Below are 20,124 nucleotides of genomic sequence, written 5' to 3'. Positions count from 1 at the left end.
CGATCTCGGCGATTTTCGCGGCATTTCCACCGTACGTCAGGGTTTCCGGGACCGCACCCGTCACCGTGCCCGTACCGGACTGTGGCATGGTGTCGCGCATGCCGTCGTCCCCGGGTGGCCTGGAGGTCCCGCTCTGGCGGTCCATCGCGGTGTTCCGGTTCGCCTCGCTGGCGTACGTCGGGGTGCTGGTGCTCCGTGACGCCCACCGGTACGCCCATCCGATCGCCGCGGGTGGCGTACTCCTCGGGATGCTGGCCTGGACCGGAGTGACCGCGGCCGGCTACGCGCGCCCGGCCGGGCGGCGCTGGCCGCTGCTCCTGGCCGATCTCGGGGTGGTGCTGGCGCTCATGCTGGCCACCCCGTGGGTGGTGGGCCGGGCAGCGCTCGCCGCCGGCGTGCCCACCCTGACCGTCGCCTGGCTGGCTGGGCCGGTCCTGGCCTGGGCGGTCTCCGGCGGCCGGCGGCGCGGCGCGATAGCCGCGCTGGCGCTCGGCGGGGTCGACCTGGCCACCCGGACCCGGATCAGCCAGTCCTCGCTGACCGGGGTGATCCTGTTGCTGCTCGCCGGGGTGGTGGTCGGGCACGTGGCCCGACTGGCCGTCACCGCCGAGGAGCGGCTGCAACGGGCGGTGGAGCTGGAAGCCGCCACCCGCGAGCGGGAGCGGCTGGCCCGGGACATCCACGACTCGGTGCTCCAGGTGCTGGCGCTGGTGCAGCGGCGCGGCGCGCACCTGGACGGCGAGGCGGGCGAACTGGCCCGGCTCGCCGGTGAGCAGGAGGCCGCCCTGCGCGCCCTGATCGGCCGCGCCGGGACCCCGCCGGCCGACGAGGGGCACACCCGCGATCTGCGCGACCTGCTCAACGGGTACGCCTCGGCGATGGTCGAGGTCGCCGCGCCTGCCACCCCGGTGCCGCTGCCCGCCCGGACGGCCGCCGAACTGGCCGCCGCGGTCGGGGCGGCACTGGACAACGTGGCCCGGCACGCCGGCGGGCGGGCCTGGTTGCTGATCGAAGACGAGGGAGAGACGGTGACCGTCTCGGTACGTGACGGGGGGCCGGGGATCCCGGAGGGGCGGCTGGCCGAGGCCGCCGCGCAGGGCCGGCTCGGGGTGGCGCAGTCCATCCGCGGCCGGGTGGCCGACCTGGGCGGCGAGGTACGCATCGTGTCCGCCCCGAGGACCGGCACGGAGATCGAGTTGAGCGTGCCGAGGAGCGGCCAATGAGCACCGGCGTACGGGTCATGGTGGTGGACGACCACCCGATGTGGCGGGAAGGGGTGGCCCGCGACCTCACCGAGGCCGGGCACCTGGTGGTGGCGACCAGCGGGGAGGGGCGGCAGGCGGTCCGGGTGGCCGCGGCGGTCCGCCCCGATGTGGTGGTGCTCGACCTGCAACTGCCGGACGTCTCCGGCGTCGAGGTGATCCGCGGGCTGCGCGCCGTGCTGCCGGAGGTACGGGTGCTGATGCTGTCGGCCAGCGGCGAGCCGCAGAGCGTGCTGGACGCGGTCAAGGCGGGCGCCACCGGTTACCTGGTCAAGTCGGCCGCGCCAGCCGAGTTCCTGGACGCGGTGCGCCGCACGGCGGCCGGCGAGCCGGTCTTCACGCCGGGCCTGGCCGGGCTGGTGCTGGGGGAGTACCGGCGGCTGGCCGCCGCCCCGCACGACCCGGCACCCCGGCTCACCGAGCGGGAGACCGAGGTGCTGCGGCTGGTGGCCAAGGGCCTGTCGTACAAGCAGATCGCCGAGCGGCTCGGGCTTTCCCACCGCACGGTGCAGAACCACGTGCAGAACACGCTCGGCAAGCTCCAGCTGCACAACCGGGTCGAGCTGACCCGCTACGCCATCGAGCGGGGCCTGGACGCCTGAGCGGCCGGCCCGGTCACGGGGTCGCCTCGGGCGGGCGCGTCTCGTGCACGGCCAGCTCCTCGGCGGTCGCCCCGCCACCGGCCGCGCCCGCGTCGTATCCGATGTTGTCGGTCTCCTGGTCGGTGTGCGCGCCCTCGTCCGGTTCGACCAGCCGGCCCACCTGATGGTCGGCGACCGCGCCGAGCTGGCCGTGGTCGTAGATCGAGACCGCCGAGTGCGGGTCGGAGGTCGGGCCCGGGTCGATCACGTCGGCGTCGAACTGGGCCTGCGCGGCCGCCTCGTCACTGTCCGCCTCCGCGGCGATGTCCGGGTCGACCGGGCCGGCGAGCGGGTCGTCGGCGGGCCGCTCGTACACCTCCCGCTGAAGCTTGTAGTCCAGCGACTCGCCGTCGAGCTGCTCCTCGGCGGTGGTCCCGTACCGGTCCACGGCGACCGGCTCGCGGTCGCCTGGGAGTTGGGCGGGCTCGGGACCGTCCGCCTCCCGCCCGGTCAGCACGTCGTCCTTGGCCGTCGAGTCGTCGTCGGCGGTGTCGGGCAGACCCTCCGCCTCCGGGTCGGACACGGGGGTGGGGTACTCGTCGTCGCGCATAACCGGTCACTACCCGCCGAGCTGACCGCACTAACCGGGTCCGGCGGCGTGGATCGGGAGGAACGGGGAGAAAAGGGCCGACGGTCGGGGTGTCGGGCCCGATCGCCGGTCAGCCGCGGACGGCGGCCTCGTCCTCGGCGCGCAGGACGCACCAAACGACCTTGCCGTCCGGCAGCGGGGTGCTGCCCCAGCGCCGGGCGACCGTGTCGATGAGCAGCAACCCGCGGCCACCGGTCGAGGTGAGCGGGCCCAGCCCGGCGTACGCGGGCAACCGGGCCGAGTGGTCGCGGACCGCCAGGTGCAGCGCGCTGACTTGCGGGGCCACCCGGACGGTCATCGGCGTCCCGGCGTGGGCGACCACGTTGTTCACCAGCTCGGTGACCACGATGCACCCGGGCTCGGCCAGCTCCGGCACACCCCACCGGGCACAGCCGTCGGTGAGCAGCGCCCGGACCTCGCGGGCCGCTCCCACCGCCGGGGGCAGGTCCGTGGCCAGCACGGCCGCGAGCGGCTCGCCGGCCAGCGCCGCCTGCGCCTCGTCGAGGGACGGATAGACCGGGGCGGCCTCACCGGGGCGACCCACCGGGTCGAGCACCAGCACGCCGGCGGCCGGCCAGTCGGCCACCGTCCGGTACACGTCGTCGATGGCGGCGCGGGCCCCGGGGTGGGCGATCCGGACCTCGGACAGGTCGACGATCACCGGCCCCGGCCGCTGCCAGAGCCGGGCGAGCAGCGCCTCCCGGACGGCATCGACGCCGGCCAGGTCGAGCACGCCGGTCAGCCTGACGACCGCAGAGGATTCGTCCGTCTCCACCAGGCAGCGCACGTCCATCGGCATGATCGTCCCATTGTGCATGCCCGGCCCGGCCCACGCATCCGACCGGTCGGTGCGGTCCATCAGCGGTCCGCCCGTGCGCGCCGGGTCAGGGCGGCCAGGGTGCCCACGGCGGTGCCCGCCGCGGCCAGCCCGAAAGCCGCAGTGATCCGGGCCAGCTGCCTGCGCCGGCCGTGCCAGCCGCCGGTCCGCTCGGCCTCCGCGTGCGGGTTGAACAGGTTGCCGGTGCTGTTCAGGCGGAGGCCGGGGCCGAACTGGGTGCGCGCGGTGTACCAGCCGAGCGCGCGCTCGGCCAGCGCCGGCGCGAGCCGCCACTGCAGCCCGACGAGCCTTGCGGCGCCCCCGGCGTACGCCTCGCGGCGCGGCCGGCGCAGCAGTCGCACGATCGTCTCGGCGACCATCTCCGGCGGGTAGACCGGCGGGGGCGGGGTCAGCTCGTGCCGGCTGTGGTTGGCGGCGTGCCGGAAGATCGGGGTGTCGATGCTGGCGGGCAGCACGGTGCAGATGGAGATGTTGGCCCGGCCGGTGACCCGCAGCTCCTGCCGGACCGTGTCGGCCAGCCCGCGGATGCCGTGTTTCGTCGCGTTGTACGCCGACTGGTAGGGCATCGCCACCTCGGCCAGCACCGAGGCGTTGTTGACCAGGACCCCGCCGCCCGCCGCCTCGAGCCAGGGCAGCGCCGCCTTCGTCCCGTACACCGTGCCGAGGAGGTTCACCGCCACCACCCGGCGGAACTCCTCCACCGGAATCTCGTCGAAGAGCCCCGCCACGCCCACCGCCGCGTTGTTGATCCAGGCGTCGATCCGGCCGAACTCCGCCGCCGCCCGCGCGGCGAGCCGCTCCACGGCCACCGGATCGGTGACGTCGGTGGGCACGACCAGCGCCTGTCCGCCCAGTCCCCGGCAACGATCGGCGACCCGGCGCAACGCCTCCTCGGTCCGGGCCGCCAGCACCACGTCGGCGCCCCGCCGGGCCAGCTCGTACGCGGTGGCCGCGCCGATGCCGCTGGACGCACCGGTGATCACCACCGTGGCGTCGCCGAGGTCACGGGTGAGCGGCATTCCTCGCCGGTACCCCCGGTCGGGGGCGATCATGCCGCCGGGATCGCCCGGATCACGGGCCGGCCCACCCCGCGCCGGTCGGGCCGCTCCCGATCTGCCAGGTTTCGGCGCACCAGGGCCGGGTTAATGGGACCCTCTGACCGGAGGACCCACCGTAGAACGCATGGAGGTGCACCATGCGCGTCGGCCTTGTGTGTGCGCACGCCGGCCCGTCCGTCGACGGTCCCACCGTCGGCACCCACCAGCACATCGCGCGGGTGGCGGCCGAGCTCGCCGCACGGGGTCACGACGTCCGTGTCTACGAGCGCCGCGACGAGTCCGGGCAGCCGGAGTGCGTCGAGGTGGACGGCTACCGGCTGGAGCGGGTGCCGGTCGGTCCGCCCAGTCCGCTGCCCACCGCCGAGCTTGTGCCGCACGTGTCCGACTTCGGTCGCTGGCTGGCGCAGCGGTGGCACGGTGACTGGACGCCCGAGGTGGTGCACGGGCACTACTGGGTCGGCGGCCTGGCCGCCGCGCACGCCGTACGGGAGACCGACATACCGGTCGTGCAGACCTTCCATTCGCTCGGCGTCGAGCAGTTGCGCCATCTCGGCCGGCGGTACGACGGGCCGGGGGAGCGGATCCCGCTGGAACGGGCGCTGACCCGGGCGGTGGACATCGCGGTCGCGCAGTGCAACGACGAGGTCGACGAGCTGACCCGGATGGGGCTGCAGCGCACCTCCGTGGCGATGGTGCCCACCGGGGTGGACACCGAGCAGTTCCACCCGGACGGCGAGGCGGCGCCCCGGGACCAGCGTTCCCGCATCCTCTCCGTCGGTGGGCTCTCGCCGGCGCACGGCCACGAGGACCTGATCCGGGCGATGCGGCTGGTCGGCGACGCCGAGCTGGTGATCGCCGGCGGCCCACCCGCCGAGCGGCTCACCGATCACGCGGAGGCGCGCCGGCTGCGCGAGTTGGCCGAGCAGACCGGGGTGGCCGAGCAGGTGAAGCTGGTGGGCGCGGTACCGCACGACCAGATGGCCACCTGGTACCGCTCCGCCGACGTGGTCGCCTGCACCCCGCACTACTCGTCCGCCGGGCGGGTGTCGCTGGAGGCGATGGCCTGCGGGGTGCCGGTGGTCGGTTACGCGATGGGCGGCATCGCCGACGCGGTGGTCGACGAGGTGACCGGGCGGCTCGTCCCGCCCGGCGACGTCCGGGTCCTCGGGGTCACCCTGCGCCGGCTGCTCGCCGACAACGCCGGACGGTTCGCGTACGGGCACGCCGCCGTGGACCGGGTCCGGTGCAGCTACACCTGGGAGCGGACGGCCGGCGCGCTGGAGCGGCTCTACGAACGGGTGGTGGGCCGGCGCAAGCCGGTGGAGGCGGCCTGACCTAGCGGCCTGATTCAGCGGCGGCGCCGGCGCCGATCATCGGGCGCTCCCGGTCGCGGGCGACCGCGTGGTGGTGCTGCGGCTCGGCGTACCGGGTCAGGCCGACCACCGACACCAGCGTGGCCAGGAAGCCGATCCCGGCCAGCCACTCCCGCCCGGGCCAGATCCGGTCGTTGAGCAGCAGCAGGCCGATGATCGCCGCGGGCACCGCCCCGGCGGCGTCCATCGCGGCCACCGCGGCGGTGGTGGAGCCGCGCTGCATCGCCAGGCCGAGCAGCAGCTGCCCGACCACCGAGTGGGCGACCAGCAGATACAGCAGCGGGTCGCGGACGAACGCCTCCGCGGTGTCGGCCGAGGCGAGCGGCCGGGCGGCCACCGCCGCGGCGGAGAACGCCATCCCGGCCAGCGAGCCGAGCGCCACCGAGCCGGGCGCGCCGTGCAGCCGGGCGGCGAAGAAGCCGAGCACGGCGATCAGCCCGAGCGCCCCGGCCAGGCCGATCAGCCCGGCGGTGCCGAGCTGCCGCGACGGCGCCGGCTGGGCGGCCAGCACCAGCGCGGTGATCCCGCCGAAGAGCAGCCCGAGCAGCGCGATCTCGGCGGCCGGCAGGCGCCACTTGAGCACCAGCACACCGAGCAGGGCGGTCACCCCGAGCCCGGCCGCCACGCTGGCCTGGACCAGGAACAGCGGCAGGTCGCGGCGGGCCAGGAAGGCGAACACGAAGCCGGTGACCTGGCACAGCAGGCCGACCAGGTAGGTGCGGTGGCTGGCCAGCCGGAGCAGCAGCCCGGGGTCGAAGGTGTGGTGCACGGTGGTCCGCGCCGCGGCCACCGACTGGAGCAGGTTGGCGAAGCCGTACGCGACGATCATGGCCGCGAGGAAGCACCAACCGGAGGACACCACCTGGCGAGGATAGAGGCTACCGGCGGGTCAGCGCGCGGCCGGCCGACCGAGCCGGGCCAGGATGTCATCGTGCAGCGCGCCGTTCGTCGCGATCGCGCTGTTCTCGCCGCCCGCCGGCGCCGGCCGCCCGGACAGGTCCGTGAACGTCCCGCCCGCCTCGGTGACGATCGGGACCAGCGCCGCGATGTCCCAGAGCGACAGCTCCGGCTCCACCATCACGTCCAGCGCCCCCTCGGCCAGCAGCATGTAGCCGTAGAAGTCGCCGTACGCCCGGCTGCGCCAGACGTCCCGCATGAGCTGGAGCATGGCGTCCAGCCGGTCCGCCTCCTCCCAGCCGGTCAGCGACGAGTAGCAGAAGCTGGCGTCGGCGAGCTCACCGACGGCGGAGACCCGGATCGGCGTGCCGGCGGCCAGGTCGGGGCCGGCGTACGCGCCCGCGCCGAGCGCGGCCCACCAGCGCCGGCCCAGCGCCGGGGCGGAGACCAGGCCGAGGACCGGGCGGTCCCCCTCCAGCAGGGCGATCAGGGTGCCCCAGACCGGCACGCCCCGGACGAAGTTCTTGGTGCCGTCGATCGGGTCGATCACCCAGCGCCGCCCGTCCGGGCCGGTGGCGGGCTGCTCGCCGTACTCCTCGCCGAGCAGGCCGTCGCCCGGCCGGTGCTCGGCCAGCAGGGCCCGGATGCTCCGCTCCACAGCGGTGTCCGCGTCGGAGACCGGGGTCAGGTCAGGCTTCGCCTCGACCCGCAGGTCGAGGGCGCGGAACCGGGCCGTGGAGACGGCGTCGGCGGCGTCCGCGAGCAGGTGGGCGAGGGCGAGGTCGTCGGCGTACCCGGTCATGCCGGACACGCTATCGGTCGCCGAACCGGCGGCCATAACTCGGCCTCCGCGCCGGCCCCCGGCACGCCGGCTCACTCCTCGCCGGGGCCCCGCCGGTTCGGCTCCCGGGGGTCGACCTCGCCGCTGCGGGAGGCCAGCAGGCGGCGGTACGAGGCCAGCCGGCGCGGGTCGGCCTTGCCGGCGGCCACCCAGGCGTCCAGTGCGCAGTCCGCCTCGTCGGCGGTGTGCGGGCAGTTCGCCGGGCAGTCGACGGTCGCCTCCACCAGGTCGGGAAAGCCGTGCAGCAGGCTCTCCGCGGAGACGTGCGCCAGCCCGAAGCTGCGTACCCCGGGGGTGTCGATGATCCAGCCCGCGGCGGTATCCGGCAGTCGCAGCGCCACCGCGCTGGTCGAGGTGTGCCGGCCCCGGCCGATCGCGCTGACCGTGCCGACCGCCCGGTCGGCCTCCGGCACCAGGCGGTTGACCAGCGTCGACTTGCCCACCCCGGAGTGCCCGACCAGCACCGAGACCCGCCCGGCTAGCAGCGCGCGCAGCGCGTCCAGCGGGGAGTCCGGCCGGATCAGCACGTACGGCAGTTCCAGCTCGGTGTAGTAGTCGAGGACCGCCTCGGGGCCGGCCAGGTCGGCCTTGGTGAGGCAGAGCAGCGGCTCGATGTCGGCGTCGTACGCGGCCACCAGGCAGCGGTCGATGAACCCGGTACGCGGTGGCGGGTCGGCCAGCGCGCTGACGATCACGAGTTGGTCGGCGTTGGCCACCACGACCCGCTCCAGCCGCCCCTCGGCGGTGGTCGCGTCGTCCTCGGCGGTACGCCGCAGCACGGAGGTGCGCTCGGAGATCCGGACGATCCGGGCCAGCGCGCCAGCCGCGCCCGAGGTGTCGCCGACCAACCCGACCCGGTCACCCACCACCACCGACTTGCGGCCCAGCTCGCGGGCGCGCATCGCGGTGACGGTCGGGGCGTCCGGCCCGGCGTCGGGGAGCACGCAGGTGTAACGCCCCCGGTCGACGGCGATCACGAACCCGTCGACCGCGTTCTCGTGCCGGGGCCGGGTCCGGGTACGCGGGCGCGAGGACTTCCCGGGTCGGACCCGGACGTCGTCCTCGTCGTACTCCCGTCGCCTGGTCGCCAGGACATCCCCCCGTCGGGTCAGCTCTTGCCGGTCACCATCCCTGACCATAGTGCCGGGAACTCGGGCATGGTCTTCGAGGTGCACGTCACGTCGTCCACCTCGATGCCGGGGACGGCCAGCCCGGCGACGGCCGCAGCGTGCGCCATCCGATGGTCGGCGTACGTCCGGAAGGTCCCGCCACGCAGCGGGCGGGGCCGGATCTCCAGCCCGTCGACGGACTCGGTGATGTCCGCGCCCAGTGCGGCGAACTCCTTGGCCAGGGCGGCGATCCGGTCGGTCTCGTGCCCCCGGATGTGCCCGATCCCGGTCAGCCGGGACGGCGAGTCGGCGAGCATCGCCAGCGCGGTCAGCGCCGGGGTCAGCTCGCTGACGTCGGAGAGGTCGGCGTCCAGGCCGTGCACGCTGCCGGTGCCGCGGACGGTCAGCCCGGCGGTGGTCAACGTCACCTCGCCGCCCATCCGGGTCAGCAGCGTGCGGAGCTGCTCGACCGGCTGCATGCTGCTGCGCGGCCAGCCCTGGAGGGTCACCTCGCCACCGGTGACCAGCGCGGCGGCGAAGAACGGCACGGCCCCGGAGAGGTCCGGCTCGATCTCCCAGCCGCGCCCGGTCAGCGGGCCGGGCTCGACCACCCAGACGTCCGGGACGGCGTCGTCGACCGCGGCCCCGGCGGCCCGGAGCATCTGCACGGTCATCCGCAGGTGCGGCGCGGACGGGACCGGCGGCCCCTCGTGCCGGACCACCACGCCCCGGTCGAAGCGGGGCGCGGCCAGCAGCAGCCCGGAGACGAGCTGGCTGGAGGCGGAGGCGTCGATGACCACCTCGCCGCCGGCGACCCGGCCGGCGCCGAGGACGGCCAGCGGCAGGCTGCCCGCCGCCGGCGTGTCGATGCGTACGCCGAGCGCGCGCAGCGCCCCGATCAGCGGGCCGAGCGGGCGGGTCCGGGCCTGCGGGTCGCCGTCGAAGGTGACCCGACCCTCGGCGAGTCCGGCCACCGGGGGCAGGAAGCGCATCACCGTGCCGGCCAGGCCGACGTCGACGTGGGCCGGGCCGACCAGCCGGTGCGGCCGGACCAGCCAGCGCTCGTCGTCGGAGGTCGACACGTGCGCGCCCAGCTCGCGCAGCCCGCCGGCCATCAGCTCGGTGTCTCGGGCGCGTAGCGGCCGGTCGAGCGTCGACGGGCCGCTGGCCAGCGCGCTGAGCACCAGCGCCCGAGCGGTCATGGACTTGGAGCCCGGCAGGCGCAGCGTGGCGCCGACCGGGTCGGTGGCGGTCGGTGCGGTCCACGGCTGCGGCGGCCGGGTCGCGGTTAGGTTCCCCACGCTCACATTCTGCCAACTCCCGGGACCGGTGGAGCTGCCCGTTCTGCCTGCTCCCGGTTGGCGGGACAGCCGGAACCCGGGCGGCGGGTTAGCGTGTGCGCCATGTGCGGGAGGTACGCGACGAGCCGGAGCGCGGGCGACCTGAGCGCGCTGTTCGAGTCGTCCGACGAGACCGGCGCCGGGGTCGGCCCGGACTTCAACGTCGCCCCCACCGACCCGGTGCCGCTGATCCGGCTGACGCCGGAGGGGCACCGGGTGCTCTCCGTCGGCCGCTGGGGGCTGATTCCGCACTGGTCCCGCACCGCCGCCGGCGCCGCCCGCATGATCAACGCGCGGGCGGAGACCGTCGCCACCAGTCGGGCCTACGCTCCGTCCTTCGCCCGCCGGCGCTGCCTGGTCCCGGCCGACGGCTGGTACGAGTGGGTGCGCGAGCCGGGTGGCCGCCGGCAGCCGTACTACATGACCCCGGCGGACGGCTCGGTGCTGGCCTTCGCCGGCATCTGGTCGGTCTGGGAGTCGGCGGGGCGCGACCTGCTCACCTTCAGCGTGCTGACCACCGCGGCGGTCGGCGAGCTGGCCGAGGTGCACGACCGGATGCCGTTGCTGCTGCCACGCGAGCGGTGGGCGTCCTGGCTCGCTCCAGGCGGTGAGACCGGGGCGCTGCTCGCCCCGCCCGCCCCGGAGTGGCTCGCCGGGCTGGAGGTCCGCCCGGTCTCGCCGGCGGTCGGCGACGTGCGCAACGACGGTCCCGAACTCACTGCCCGGGTGCCTGCGCGCCGAGAGGAGATCGGCTCGGAAATGACCTTGTTCTGATGATCGTCTGCACATTGTCGTGTGCTGATTTGCCGGGGTTGCGCCTGAAACGTCGCCCGGTTGTTTAACCGTGTTTACGGCAGAGTCTTGTCCCCGTGTCCGAAAGTGCGATAAAACACAGCGCCGGTGTTGGGCGTCTGTTCGCACGGGGCGGATGACACCCATCGATCCACCATGATCATTTGCCGGTCCCACGGGGGAGGTGGGTGTATTGACACGGGCGCGTATGCCCCGCCCGCACGAAGTCGCCGCCGCACGACGAGATCCGCGACTGCTGCGGGCTCTGCACGAGCGGCGACAGGACGATGCGTGGCGGACCAGAGGAACCTGCCAGAGTGTGGACCCGGAAACGTTCTTTCCGGCACCCAACGAACCGGCCGACGCGGCCGTCGCGCTCTGCCGCAGTTGTGACGTCCAGGGGTCCTGCCTGGCCTGGGCGCTGGAGGTGGGCGACTGCCACGGCGTCTGGGGTGGCACGACCCCGCGCGAGCGGCGGGCCATGCTCGTCGCCTGGCGCAGCGAGGTGCAGCCGGATCCGGACGCGGCCGACGAGGCCGGCCCGCCGGTCCGGGATCAACTGCTCACCCTGGTGCCGTCCCGCTGATGCCGTGCACCGCCGCCCGCTCCCCGTGTCGGGGCGCGGGCGGCGGCGTCAGCGGCGGCTCACGGCCACGGACCCGCCGGGCAGGGTGCCGGCGCCCGCGGGTAGACCGTGCCCGCGGTGCGGCGAACCCCGCTGCGGCGAACGGCCACGGGTCGGACCGGACCGGCGAAGAACGTGCCGGGTGGGGCGGGCGGCGTCGGCCGCGCGGAGAATGGGCGGGTGCGGCACAGCGATGAGATCGAGACGCCCCGTGGGCCGGCCCGCGCCGACACCGACGTGCCGGCCGGCCCGGTGGACACCCTGCTGGTGCTCGGGCACGGCGCGGGCGGTGACGTCGACGCCCCCGACCTGGTGGCGGTCCGCGACGCGGTGACCGAGGCCGGGGTGGGCGTCATCCGGGTGACCCAGCCGTACCGGGTCGCCGGGCGGCGTGCTCCGGCCCCGGCCGGCCACCTCGACGAGGCGTGGACGGTCGTGCTGGCCGCCCTCCGGGCCCGCCATCCCGACGTGGCCCGCTGGGTGGTGGGTGGCCGTTCCAGCGGCGCCCGGGTCGCCTGCCGGACGGCCGGTGCCGTCGGCGCGGCCGGGATCGTCGCGCTGGCGTTTCCGCTGCAACCGCCGGGGCGCCCGGAGCGCTCGCGCGCCGACGAGCTGCGCACCGGTCTGCCCACCCTGGTGGTCAACGGCGACCGGGACCCGTTCGGCGTGCCCGCCCCGGCGCCCGGCGTTGACGTGGTGGTCCGCCCAGGGGAGCGGCACGACCTGCGGGTCGATCCGGCGGGCACCGCCGCGGTGGTCCGCGACTGGCTGCGCGCCCGAGGCTGGACGCCCGCCTGACGTCGCCGGCCATCCGGATCGGGCCCGAACGTGGCCTCCCCGTCCGAATGAGGGGACTACTTCCCGGATTGGCGGGGTCTGCGGGGGCGTGACCGTCGGTGGCGGCGGGTCGTTGCATCGGATGGTGTCGGACGCCCGCAGTTCGGGCGTCGGAGGCCGTCCTCCCAGGCCCTTCCTGGTCCCAGCGTCGGTCGCGGTCGGCGCCGGGGCCAGGAACGGCGGGTGGCGGAATGTGGCGACCCACGGCGCGCGTTACTACCACCGGACGCCATTTCCAGCCGAGGGGGGTGACCGGTGCCGACCGAGACGCGGAGCCGGGAGCGGGACGAACGGGACGCGCGGCAGCTCAGGCAGCTGCTCGACGCGCCGGAGTGGCCCGCGGAAGTGCCGGCGGTGGTGAGTGCCAGCACACCGGCCGGAAGTGAATCTGTGGGCAGGCGGGTACGCGTATCCTCGGCGGGGAAGCATCCGACGCGAGGGGATGTGCGGTTGACCACCGAGAAGACGGACGAGCGCAGGGCCCGCTTCGAGCGGGACGCGATGCCCTTCGTCGATCAGCTCTACGCTGCCGGGCTGCGGATGACGCGGAACCCGGCGGATGCCGAGGATCTGGTCCAGGAGACGTACCTGAAGGCGTACGCCGCCTTCCACCAGTTCGAGCAGGGCACCAACCTGAAGGCCTGGCTCTACCGGATCCTGACCAACACCTACATCAACTCCTATCGGAAGCGGCAGCGCCAGCCCGTCCAGGCGCCCACCGACGAGATCACCGACTGGCAGCTCGCCGAGGCCGAGTCGCACACCTCCAGCGGGCTGCGCTCGGCGGAGACCGAGGCGCTCGACCGGCTGCCGGACAGCGATGTCAAGGAGGCCCTCCAGCAGTTGCCGGAGGAGTTCCGCCTGGCGGTCTACCTGACCGACGTCGAGGGCTTCTCCTACAAGGAGGTCGCCGACATCATGGGCACCCCGATCGGCACCGTGATGTCGCGGCTGCACCGCGGCCGTCGTAATCTGCGCAAGCTGCTCGAGCAGTACGCGGCGGAGCGTGGGTTCAGCGCAGCGCCGAAGGGTTCGACCGCCGCCGCCAGCCGGGAGGTGTGACCGTGAGCTGTGGAGATCCGCACGAGACGGACTGCCGGGAAGTGCTTGCGGAGGTCTACCTCTACCTGGACCTGGAGTGCGCCGAAGAGCGGCGCCTGCTGATCCGGCACCACCTGGACGAGTGTGGGCCGTGCCTGCGCGAGTACGGCATCGAGCAGGAGGTGAAGGCGCTGGTCGCCCGCTGCTGCGGCAACGAGACCGCGCCCGAGCAGTTGCGCGAGCGACTGCGGGTCCGCCTGACCGAGCTGGTGGTCTTCGAGACCACCGAGTCCCGCGAACTCGCCGACTGAGCGAGCGCGACCAGCTGAAGACACCGGTGGCCCGGGTCCGATCGGACCCGGGCCACCGGTGTGTCCGGCCACCGGCCGGCACGGTCGCTGATCCGGCGTACGCCGACGATCAGGAGTTGGGGCGCTTGCCGTGGTTCGCGCCGCTCTTCTTGCGGGCCTTCTTCTTGCGGGCCTTCTTCGCCATGCTGTGCCTCCTTGTGCTGGTCACGGTCCGGCCGCGGCGAGCGCGGCGGAGGTCGCGTACCGGTGCTCCGGGCGCCGGAGACCGACCCGCTGATGCTAGTGCCGATGGCGGTCGCCAGGGTCCGGTGGGGGCGGAACCGACGCGTCGCCCCGCTCTCGGGCCCGGTCATGATTGGATACCGTTCGCAGAAGCCGGTGGAGAGGGAGGGCCTGGAGATGGCCGAGGAGATCCGCGCCGAGATGGTGGCGAACGTCTGGAAGGTCGTCGCGTCGGCCGGGGACACCGTGTCCGAAGGGGACACGCTGGTGATCCTGGAGTCGATGAAGATGGAGATCCCGGTGGTCGCCGAGTCCGACGGCGTCGTGCAGCAGATCGCGGTCAACGAGGGTGACGTGGTGCAGGACGGCGACCTGATCGCGGTGATCGGTTGAACGGCCTCCTGGTCCGCCGGGCGGAGCCGGCCGACCATCCGGCGGTGGCCCGCCTGACGGTCGCCGCCTATGAGGCGGACGGCCAGCTCAAGGGCGAGAACGGCTACGGCGTGGTGCTCGCCGACGTGGCTACCCGGGCGGAGACCGGCGAGGTGCTGGTCGCCGTCGACGAGGCCACCGGCGAGGTGCTCGGCTCGGTGACGTTCGTGCTGCCCGGCTCCCCGTACGCGGAACTCTCCGGTCCCGGTGAGGCCGAGTTCCGGATGCTCGCGGTCGATCCGGCGGCGCAGGGGCGCGGGGCCGGGGCGGCCCTGGTCCGGGCCTGCGTGGCGCGGGCCACCGAGCTCGGCTGCGCGGCTGTGGTGATCTGCGTACGCAGCGGCATGGCGGCCGTCGCGCACCGGCTGTACGAGCGGCTGGGCTTCGTCCGGATGCCGGAGAAGGACTGGCGGCCGCTGCCCGACGTGCAGCTGCTGGGCCTGCGGCTGGACCTCACCGCAGGCGACTGACCGGGGTCGCCGCCGGTCAGTCGCCGTCGGCGATCCGCGCCAGCAGCTCGTCGGCCACCTCGAGGGAGATCTTCCGGCGGTCGTCGTCGGTGATGTGCGGCGTGCGTACCGCGAACCAGCTGCTGTGCACCGCGAACAGGGTCAGCGCGGCCCGGAGCTGGGCGGCCGGCGACTCGTCGCCCCGGCACAGCTCGTTGGCCAGCCGCATCATCCGCTCCCGCATCTGCTGGCCGGCGGCGAGGCTCTTCAGCACGGTCTGGTTCTGCTCGAAGAAGCGCATGACCGCCGGCAGTTCGCCGGCGAACATGGTGTCCGCGTACCGGGCGATCAGGACGCGGCGGGTGGCCAGGGTGGCGGGCTGGGTCTGCGCCCACTCGATCAGCTCGTCCATCCGGCGTAGCCGGTCCTCGACGAAGCTGTTGACGATCTCGTCCTTGCTCTTGAAGTGGTAGTAGAGCGCAGCCTTCGTCACCCCGAGCCGTTCGGCGATCTCCCGCAGCGAGGTCTTCTCGTACCCTTGCTCGGTGAAGAGCTCCAGCGCGACGGCCTGGATGCGTTCCCGCGTGCCGCCTGTGCTCTCCCTCACCCTGACCACCTATCTCGCTTGACGACTTTCCGACACCAACTTACCGTGCGGCTAGTAAGGTAACTAGCCGGGCGGCAAGTAAGTCGGTCACAAATCTTCGGGGGAGCTTACCCATGAGTCAATCAGCCGAGGCGATAGCGCGACCCAATGTCCGGGTCGTGCTGTTCGGTCTGATGATCGCGATGATGCTCGCGATGCTCGACAACATGATCGTCAGCACCGCGCTGCCGCGGATCGTCTTCGAGTTCGGCGGGGCCGATCACTTCACCTGGGTGGTCACCGCGTACGTGCTGGGCACCACCGTCTCCACCCCGATCTGGGGCAAGCTCGGTGACCTCTACGGCCGCAAGGCCGTCTTCCTGACCTCCGTCGTCATCTTCCTGATCGGCTCGGCGCTGTGCGGCATGTCCGGATCGAGCATCCTCGGCGGCGTCAACGACGGCATGATCGAGCTGATCGCGTTCCGGGCCGTCCAGGGTCTCGGCGCCGGTGGCCTGATGGTCGGCGTGATGGCGATCATCGGTGACCTGGTGCCGCCCCGGGAGCGGGGCCGCTACCAGGGCATGATCGCCGGCATCATGGCCATCGCCATGGTGGCCGGCCCGCTGGTCGGCGGCTTCATCACCGACCACCTCTCCTGGCGCTGGGCGTTCTACGTCAACCTGCCGCTCGGCGGCGTGGCACTGCTGCTGCTGGCCACCACGATGCACCTGCCGAAGTACCGCACCGAGCACAAGATCGACTGGCTGGGCGCGGCGCTGCTCTCCGTCGGCATCACCGCGATCGTCCTCGTCGCCACCTGGGGCGGCAACGAGTACGACTGGACCTCCCCGCAGATCCTCGGCCTCGCCGCGCTGGCCGCGGTGACCCTGGCGATCTTCGGCCTCGTCGAGCGGCGGGCGCCCGAGCCGATCCTGCCGCTGGGGCTCTTCACCAACCGGAACTTCGCCGTCATCTCGGTGATCGGCTTCCTGCTCGGCTTCGCGATGTTCGGCTCGATGAACTTCCTGCCGCTCTACCAGCAGACCGTGCAGGGCGCCTCGGCCACCAACAGCGGCCTGCTGCTGCTCCCGCTGATGTTCGGCATGCTCGTGGTCTCGCTGGTGGTCGGCCGGGTCATCACCAAGACCGGTCGCTACCGCGCCTTCCCGATCATCGGTGGCGTGGTGATGGCCGCCGGCATGGGCCTGCTGACCCTGCTGGACGTCGGCACCAGCAAGGTCGAGTCCTCGCTCTACATGATCGTGCTCGGCGTCGGCATGGGCTTCCTCATGCAGACGACCATGCTTATCGCGCAGAACAGCGTGGAGCAGAAGGACCTGGGTGCGGCGAGCGGCGCGGCGACCTTCTTCCGCTCGATCGGCGGCTCGTTCGGCGTCGCGCTGTTCGGCGCGATCTTCGCGAACCGGCTCGCCGACTCGGCCGCCGGTCCCGCGTTCGCCGGCGGACAGGGTGGCGAGGGCGGCGCCATGGACCTGGAGAAGCTCAAGCAGCTCACCGGGCCGATGCGGGAGGTCGTCCTCGGCGGGCTCTCCGACGCCATCTCGCACGTCTTCGTCTGGGCGGTGTTCCTCACCGTCGCGGTGCCGGTGCTCGCCTGGTTCATCAAGGAGGTCCCGCTCCGCTCGGCGAACGACGTCCGGCCGGCGGACGGCACCCCCGAGGACCAGGCCGAGGCCGCCCTCGGCAAGGCCCCCGTCGCCTGACGCACGCGCCGCGGCCACGCCGGCCCCTTCCGGGGTACGGCGTGGCCGCGCCGCGTACCGGCCCCTTGATCGACTCCGGGTCGCCGATCAGGCGCGGCCGAAGAGGGCGGCGAGGAGGCGGCGGAGGCGCGTGAACGGACCTGGCCGGGATGGGGCGTCGGCGGGGCCGCGGATCAACACGCGGGCCAGGTCGCGGGCCGCCGGGTCGAGATCCGGGGTGGCCAGCGCCAGGTGGGCCAGCGAGGTGGCGATCGGCACCCGGCGTTCGCGGGCCACGGCCGCCACGTCGGCGATCCGCTCGGCCACCACCGCGGCCACGTCGGAGCGTACGGCGGGGTCGACCCAGGCGGCGGTGACGAGGGCGAACACCGCCGCCTCGGTGATCCAGTCCTCCACCCCCCAGACCAGCTCCACCAGCACCCGCCGGCGGGTCGACTCCGCCCACGGTTCGTCGGTGCGGTGGTGCAGCAGACCGAGGCAGGTCCAGACCTGCACACAGCGCACCCAGAGCGACGGGTCCTGACCGGCGAGCACCCGGCCCAGTGCGGTGACCGGCGGCTCGGGTGGATGCACCAGCAGGCCGAGCAGGTCGGCCAGCTCCAGGGTGGCCAGCCCGACCGCGCCGTCGTACGCGGCCGGCGGGTGGGGCCAGGCCGGGTGGGCGAGCTGCCGGATCCGCTCCGCCGCCTCGGGCGACGGGCTGGGCAGGGTGGGCGCGGCGATCGTGCCCTCGTACCGCCACAGCTGCCAGGTGGTGGCCCGGCGGGGTTCCCGCGGGTCCGGGTCGGCGACGGCGAGCACCTCCACGTCCAGCCCCGGCACGGCCGCCGTCGCGGTACGCATGGCGCTCGGCGGTTCCAGCGCGTCGAGGCGTAGGGCGACCCGGGCGGCGCCCTCGGCGGCGAGGGCCTGCCGCAGCGCGTCCAGCACCGGCCCGCCGGCCGGGGTCACTTGCCCGAGCCAGGGGCGGCTGCGGCAGCACTCGGCCAGGTCGCCGTGCTCGTGGGTGTCATCGGGGTGGTCGCGGACGAAGTCGGCGAGGGCGACCAGGTGGGCGACGTCCCCGTCGCGCTGGAAGCGCAGCCGGTGCGCGGTGTGCACCGCGCAGTCGAACGTGGGGTCCTTGGCGAGTGCCCGGTCGATCCAGTCCAGCGCCTCGTCGAGCCGGCCGTTGTCCGCCAGGGTGCCGGCGATGTCGGCGTACACCGCGAGGTCGTCGGGGTCGAGGGCGACCGCCCGGCCGAGCGCGGCGAGCGCGTCCCGGGTCCGGCCGGCGCTGCGGTACGCGTACCCGAGCCACACCTCGCCGAGCTTGGTCGGCTGTGCGCGTACCCCGCGGGCCGCCCAGGTGACGGCGAGGGCGACCTCGCCGAGGCGTCGGGCCAGCGCGGACGCCGCGCCCAGCAACAGCGCGTGCCCGGGGTGCACGGTGACCGCGTTGCGGGCCAGCACGAGGTACGGCCGCAGCGGGTCGCGGAGACGGCGGGGGACCGGGTCGGGCACCGCCGCGCAGATCTGCATGAGGATCCGGGCGGTGCGTTCGGGGTCGAGCCGTTCGGGCAGGTCGGGGGCGGTCACCCAGGGCACCCCGGCCCAGTCGGCATTGGGCGCGTAGCCGGTCGCGGCGGCCAGCAGGTCGAGCCCCTCGGCGGGGTGCCCGGCGGCGGCGAGCAGGTGGGCGCGGGCCACCACCGCGCCGACGAAGGCGTGGTGCCCGAGCGGGAAGAGCTCCAGGTCACCGCCGCTGGCCGCGGCCACCCGGGCGAGTGTCTCGTGCACCTCGGGCAGCGTCGGGGCCCGGACGAGAGCGGCGGCGACGTGGTCCGCGGCGTGCGGGAGGTTTCCGTCGGCCAGCGCCAGCCGGGCCAGCCTCAGCTCCTCCTCAACGGCGAGCGCGGGGTCGTCCTCGGGCACGTCGTCCTCTCGGTGGTCGGTCCGCCAGCCGGGCAAGCCTAGGCGATCACCGGTCCGTGTGGTGATCTACTGCGCACTACTGCGCGTTCCGTTGCTCGTCACAGCCGAAAGGTGCAAGACTGAGCACGGATCGCGCGGCAATCGCGCAGAAGGGGGCCTTCCGTGACGCGTCCAGGGGCCGGCATGGCCGCCGACATCGAGGAGCAGCCGGCCGGCTATGACCGCCTGCTCTGCGCCGAGCACGCCGAGGCGATCGCCCGGGTCGCGGCGGTGATCGCCGAGCGCCGGCCCCGCCACGTGGTCTTCACCGCGCGGGGCACCTCCGACCACGCGGCGCTGTACGCCGCGTACCTGAGCGAGATCCGGCTCGGTCTGCCCGCCGGTCTCGCCTCGCCGAGCGCGATCACCGTCTTCGGCGCCCGGCCGGACCTGTCCGACGCCCTCGTGGTCGGCGTGAGCCAGAGCGGCGGCTCGCCGGACCTGGCCGAGGTGCTGCGGGTGGCCCGCGTCTCGGGCGCGCTCACCCTCGCCGTCACCAACAACCCCGACTCGCCGCTGGCCGGCACCGCCGAGCTGAGCGTGGACATCGCCGCCGGGCACGAGCGGGCGGTCGCGGCGACCAAGACGTACACGGCCGAGCTGCTCGCGCTGCTCATGCTGATCGAGGGGGTACGCGCCGGCGACGGGGTACTCCCCGCCGAGGAGCGGGCCGCCCTCGCCCGCCTGCCCGAGCTGGCCGAACGCACCCTGTCCGACGCCACCCCGGCGCAGCTCGCCCCGCGCTACCGGTTCGCCGGCCAGCTCGTCACCACCGGCCGGGGGTACGCGTACCCGACGGCCCGGGAGGCGGCGCTCAAGCTGATGGAGACGTCGTACCTGCCGGCGCTCGCCTTCTCCGGCGCGGACCTGCTGCACGGCCCGCTCGCCATGACCGACCCGGACGTGCCGGTGCTCGCGGTGGTCGGTTCCGGCCCCGGCGGCGAGTCGATGCGCGAGGTGCTGCCCCGGCTCGGGGAGCGCCGCGCCGACGTGGTGGTGGTCGGCTCCGCCGACGTCGAGGTGACCGCCCGGATGGCCGTGCCCGAGGTCGACGAGCGGTACGCCCCGCTGCTGGACATCCTGCCGCTGCAGCGGCTGGCGCTGGCGCTGGCCCTGGCCCGGGGCGAGGACCCGGACGCTCCGCGCGGGTTGAAAAAGATCACCGCGACGATGTGACGCCCGGCGTGGCACGCTGGTCAGC

Annotated in this window: 21 protein-coding genes and 1 pseudogene; 12 read left to right on the top strand and 10 right to left on the bottom strand. The window is 74.1% G+C overall.

Features of this window, described 5'->3' with window-relative positions; translation table 11 throughout:
* The first annotated feature begins 98 nt into the window (after positions 1–98).
* Both macS and A6A27_RS12420 read left to right on the top strand, forming a co-directional pair.
* Entirely contained in the window at positions 99–1,223 is a 1,125-nt protein-coding gene (macS, locus tag A6A27_RS12425; RefSeq protein WP_073834740.1) for a MacS family sensor histidine kinase, read from the top strand.
* Positions 1,220–1,864, top strand: a complete 645-nt coding sequence (locus A6A27_RS12420) for a response regulator (RefSeq protein ID WP_073834739.1) — start codon at positions 1,220–1,222, stop codon at positions 1,862–1,864. The genes macS and A6A27_RS12420 overlap by 4 nt, the downstream gene beginning before the upstream one ends.
* A gap of 13 nt (positions 1,865–1,877) precedes the next feature.
* Here A6A27_RS12420 and A6A27_RS12415 read toward each other — a convergent pair whose 3' ends face one another.
* The 3 genes from A6A27_RS12415 to A6A27_RS12405 all read right to left on the bottom strand — a co-directional run bounded on the left by A6A27_RS12415 (position 1,878) and on the right by A6A27_RS12405 (position 4,349).
* Complete coding sequence (locus A6A27_RS12415; protein ID WP_073834738.1) at positions 1,878–2,453, bottom strand: DUF5709 domain-containing protein; 576 nt, start codon at positions 2,451–2,453, stop codon at positions 1,878–1,880.
* Positions 2,454–2,562: 109 nt separating this feature from the next.
* Positions 2,563–3,351, bottom strand: coding sequence for an ATP-binding protein (locus A6A27_RS12410; protein WP_241825241.1), 789 nt, complete (start codon positions 3,349–3,351; stop codon positions 2,563–2,565).
* Complete coding sequence (locus A6A27_RS12405) at positions 3,351–4,349, bottom strand: SDR family oxidoreductase (protein WP_073834737.1); 999 nt, start codon at positions 4,347–4,349, stop codon at positions 3,351–3,353. Before A6A27_RS12405 ends, A6A27_RS12410 begins: the two co-directional genes overlap by 1 nt.
* Positions 4,350–4,525: 176 nt before the next feature.
* On the opposite strand from A6A27_RS12405, the gene A6A27_RS12400 reads away from it, so the two are divergent.
* Positions 4,526–5,722: a glycosyltransferase gene (locus A6A27_RS12400; RefSeq protein ID WP_073834736.1), complete on the top strand. Its 1,197-nt coding sequence runs from the start codon at positions 4,526–4,528 to the stop codon at positions 5,720–5,722.
* On the opposite strand, the pseudogene A6A27_RS12395 reads toward A6A27_RS12400, so the two are convergent.
* The 4 genes and pseudogenes from A6A27_RS12395 to aroA all read right to left on the bottom strand — a co-directional run bounded on the left by A6A27_RS12395 (position 5,677) and on the right by aroA (position 9,909).
* Positions 5,677–6,590, bottom strand: a pseudogene (locus A6A27_RS12395) (hypothetical protein). The gene A6A27_RS12400 and the pseudogene A6A27_RS12395 sit on opposite strands and share 46 nt — an antisense overlap.
* A 60-nt stretch (positions 6,591–6,650) precedes the next feature.
* The gene (gene hisN, locus A6A27_RS12390; RefSeq protein ID WP_073834950.1) at positions 6,651–7,460 is read right to left on the bottom strand and encodes a histidinol-phosphatase; all 810 of its coding nucleotides are present in this window, start codon (positions 7,458–7,460) and stop codon (positions 6,651–6,653) included.
* Between the two features lie 71 nt (positions 7,461–7,531).
* Positions 7,532–8,638, bottom strand: coding sequence for a ribosome small subunit-dependent GTPase A (gene rsgA, locus A6A27_RS12385; protein WP_073834734.1), 1,107 nt, complete (start codon positions 8,636–8,638; stop codon positions 7,532–7,534).
* A complete protein-coding gene (aroA, locus tag A6A27_RS12380; protein WP_073834733.1) occupies positions 8,608–9,909 on the bottom strand; it encodes a 3-phosphoshikimate 1-carboxyvinyltransferase in 1,302 nt (433 codons plus the stop codon). Before aroA ends, rsgA begins: the two co-directional genes overlap by 31 nt.
* A 102-nt stretch (positions 9,910–10,011) precedes the next feature.
* Between aroA and A6A27_RS12375 the strand changes: the two genes are divergently transcribed.
* From A6A27_RS12375 to rsrA, 5 genes are all read left to right on the top strand, one after another.
* The gene (locus A6A27_RS12375) at positions 10,012–10,722 is read left to right on the top strand and encodes an SOS response-associated peptidase (RefSeq protein ID WP_073834732.1); all 711 of its coding nucleotides are present in this window, start codon (positions 10,012–10,014) and stop codon (positions 10,720–10,722) included.
* A 211-nt stretch (positions 10,723–10,933) separates the two neighbouring features.
* Positions 10,934–11,326 carry a WhiB family transcriptional regulator gene (locus A6A27_RS12370; RefSeq protein ID WP_073834731.1) on the top strand — a complete coding sequence of 131 codons (393 nt, stop codon included), beginning with the start codon at positions 10,934–10,936 and terminating at the stop codon, positions 11,324–11,326.
* A 219-nt stretch (positions 11,327–11,545) separates the two neighbouring features.
* Positions 11,546–12,163: an alpha/beta hydrolase family protein gene (locus A6A27_RS12365; RefSeq protein WP_073834730.1), complete on the top strand. Its 618-nt coding sequence runs from the start codon at positions 11,546–11,548 to the stop codon at positions 12,161–12,163.
* 294 nt (positions 12,164–12,457) lie between these two features.
* The gene (locus tag A6A27_RS12360; protein ID WP_073834729.1) at positions 12,458–13,264 is read left to right on the top strand and encodes a sigma-70 family RNA polymerase sigma factor; all 807 of its coding nucleotides are present in this window, start codon (positions 12,458–12,460) and stop codon (positions 13,262–13,264) included.
* 2 nt (positions 13,265–13,266) lie between these two features.
* Positions 13,267–13,554, top strand: coding sequence for a mycothiol system anti-sigma-R factor (gene rsrA, locus A6A27_RS12355; RefSeq protein ID WP_073834728.1), 288 nt, complete (start codon positions 13,267–13,269; stop codon positions 13,552–13,554).
* 109 nt (positions 13,555–13,663) lie between these two features.
* On the opposite strand, the gene A6A27_RS47420 is transcribed toward rsrA, so the two are convergent.
* On the bottom strand, positions 13,664–13,738 hold the full coding sequence (locus A6A27_RS47420; protein WP_369700219.1) for a 50S ribosomal protein bL37: 75 nt from the start codon (positions 13,736–13,738) through the stop codon (positions 13,664–13,666).
* Positions 13,739–13,947: 209 nt separating this feature from the next.
* On the opposite strand from A6A27_RS47420, the gene A6A27_RS12350 reads away from it, so the two are divergent.
* Positions 13,948–14,169: a biotin/lipoyl-binding carrier protein gene (locus A6A27_RS12350; protein ID WP_198940289.1), complete on the top strand. Its 222-nt coding sequence runs from the start codon at positions 13,948–13,950 to the stop codon at positions 14,167–14,169.
* Positions 14,166–14,678 carry a GNAT family N-acetyltransferase gene (locus tag A6A27_RS12345; protein ID WP_073834727.1) on the top strand — a complete coding sequence of 171 codons (513 nt, stop codon included), beginning with the start codon at positions 14,166–14,168 and terminating at the stop codon, positions 14,676–14,678. The genes A6A27_RS12350 and A6A27_RS12345 overlap by 4 nt, the downstream gene beginning before the upstream one ends.
* 16 nt (positions 14,679–14,694) lie before the next feature.
* Here A6A27_RS12345 and A6A27_RS12340 read toward each other — a convergent pair whose 3' ends face one another.
* Positions 14,695–15,264, bottom strand: coding sequence for a TetR/AcrR family transcriptional regulator (locus A6A27_RS12340; RefSeq protein ID WP_073834726.1), 570 nt, complete (start codon positions 15,262–15,264; stop codon positions 14,695–14,697).
* Positions 15,265–15,377: 113 nt separating this feature from the next.
* On the opposite strand from A6A27_RS12340, the gene A6A27_RS12335 reads away from it, so the two are divergent.
* Entirely contained in the window at positions 15,378–16,970 is a 1,593-nt protein-coding gene (locus A6A27_RS12335) for an MDR family MFS transporter (RefSeq protein WP_073834725.1), read from the top strand.
* A gap of 87 nt (positions 16,971–17,057) precedes the next feature.
* Here the strand turns inward: A6A27_RS12335 and A6A27_RS12330 are convergent, their stop codons facing one another.
* Positions 17,058–18,884, bottom strand: coding sequence for a tetratricopeptide repeat protein (locus A6A27_RS12330; protein WP_073834948.1), 1,827 nt, complete (start codon positions 18,882–18,884; stop codon positions 17,058–17,060).
* A gap of 183 nt (positions 18,885–19,067) precedes the next feature.
* Between A6A27_RS12330 and A6A27_RS12325 the strand changes: the two genes are divergently transcribed.
* Complete coding sequence (locus A6A27_RS12325) at positions 19,068–20,099, top strand: SIS domain-containing protein (protein WP_073834724.1); 1,032 nt, start codon at positions 19,068–19,070, stop codon at positions 20,097–20,099.
* Positions 20,100–20,124: the final 25 nt, after the last annotated feature.

Origin of the sequence: Micromonospora sp. CB01531 (assembly GCF_001905095.1) — a bacterium.
In the GTDB taxonomy this organism is placed as follows: domain Bacteria; phylum Actinomycetota; class Actinomycetes; order Mycobacteriales; family Micromonosporaceae; genus Micromonospora.
The sequence above is the reverse complement of the archived record's forward strand: the minus strand, read 5'-3'. Positions and strand labels throughout refer to the sequence as shown.

What these genes read in the sequence shown, in the direction of transcription:
- macS (WP_073834740.1), top strand. Translation starts at nt 99, where the DNA reads ATGCCGTCGTCCCCGGGTGGCCTGGAGGTCCCGCTCTGGCGGTCCATC.
- A6A27_RS12420 (WP_073834739.1), top strand. Translation starts at nt 1,220, where the DNA reads ATGAGCACCGGCGTACGGGTCATGGTGGTGGACGACCACCCGATGTGG.
- A6A27_RS12415 (WP_073834738.1), bottom strand. Translation starts at nt 2,453, where the DNA reads ATGCGCGACGACGAGTACCCCACCCCCGTGTCCGACCCGGAGGCGGAG.
- A6A27_RS12410 (WP_241825241.1), bottom strand. Translation starts at nt 3,351, where the DNA reads ATGGACCGCACCGACCGGTCGGATGCGTGGGCCGGGCCGGGCATGCAC.
- A6A27_RS12405 (WP_073834737.1), bottom strand. Translation starts at nt 4,349, where the DNA reads ATGCCGCTCACCCGTGACCTCGGCGACGCCACGGTGGTGATCACCGGT.
- A6A27_RS12400 (WP_073834736.1), top strand. Translation starts at nt 4,526, where the DNA reads ATGCGCGTCGGCCTTGTGTGTGCGCACGCCGGCCCGTCCGTCGACGGT.
- hisN (WP_073834950.1), bottom strand. Translation starts at nt 7,460, where the DNA reads ATGACCGGGTACGCCGACGACCTCGCCCTCGCCCACCTGCTCGCGGAC.
- rsgA (WP_073834734.1), bottom strand. Translation starts at nt 8,638, where the DNA reads ATGGTCAGGGATGGTGACCGGCAAGAGCTGACCCGACGGGGGGATGTC.
- A6A27_RS12375 (WP_073834732.1), top strand. Translation starts at nt 10,012, where the DNA reads ATGTGCGGGAGGTACGCGACGAGCCGGAGCGCGGGCGACCTGAGCGCG.
- A6A27_RS12335 (WP_073834725.1), top strand. Translation starts at nt 15,378, where the DNA reads ATGAGTCAATCAGCCGAGGCGATAGCGCGACCCAATGTCCGGGTCGTG.
- A6A27_RS12325 (WP_073834724.1), top strand. Translation starts at nt 19,068, where the DNA reads ATGGCCGCCGACATCGAGGAGCAGCCGGCCGGCTATGACCGCCTGCTC.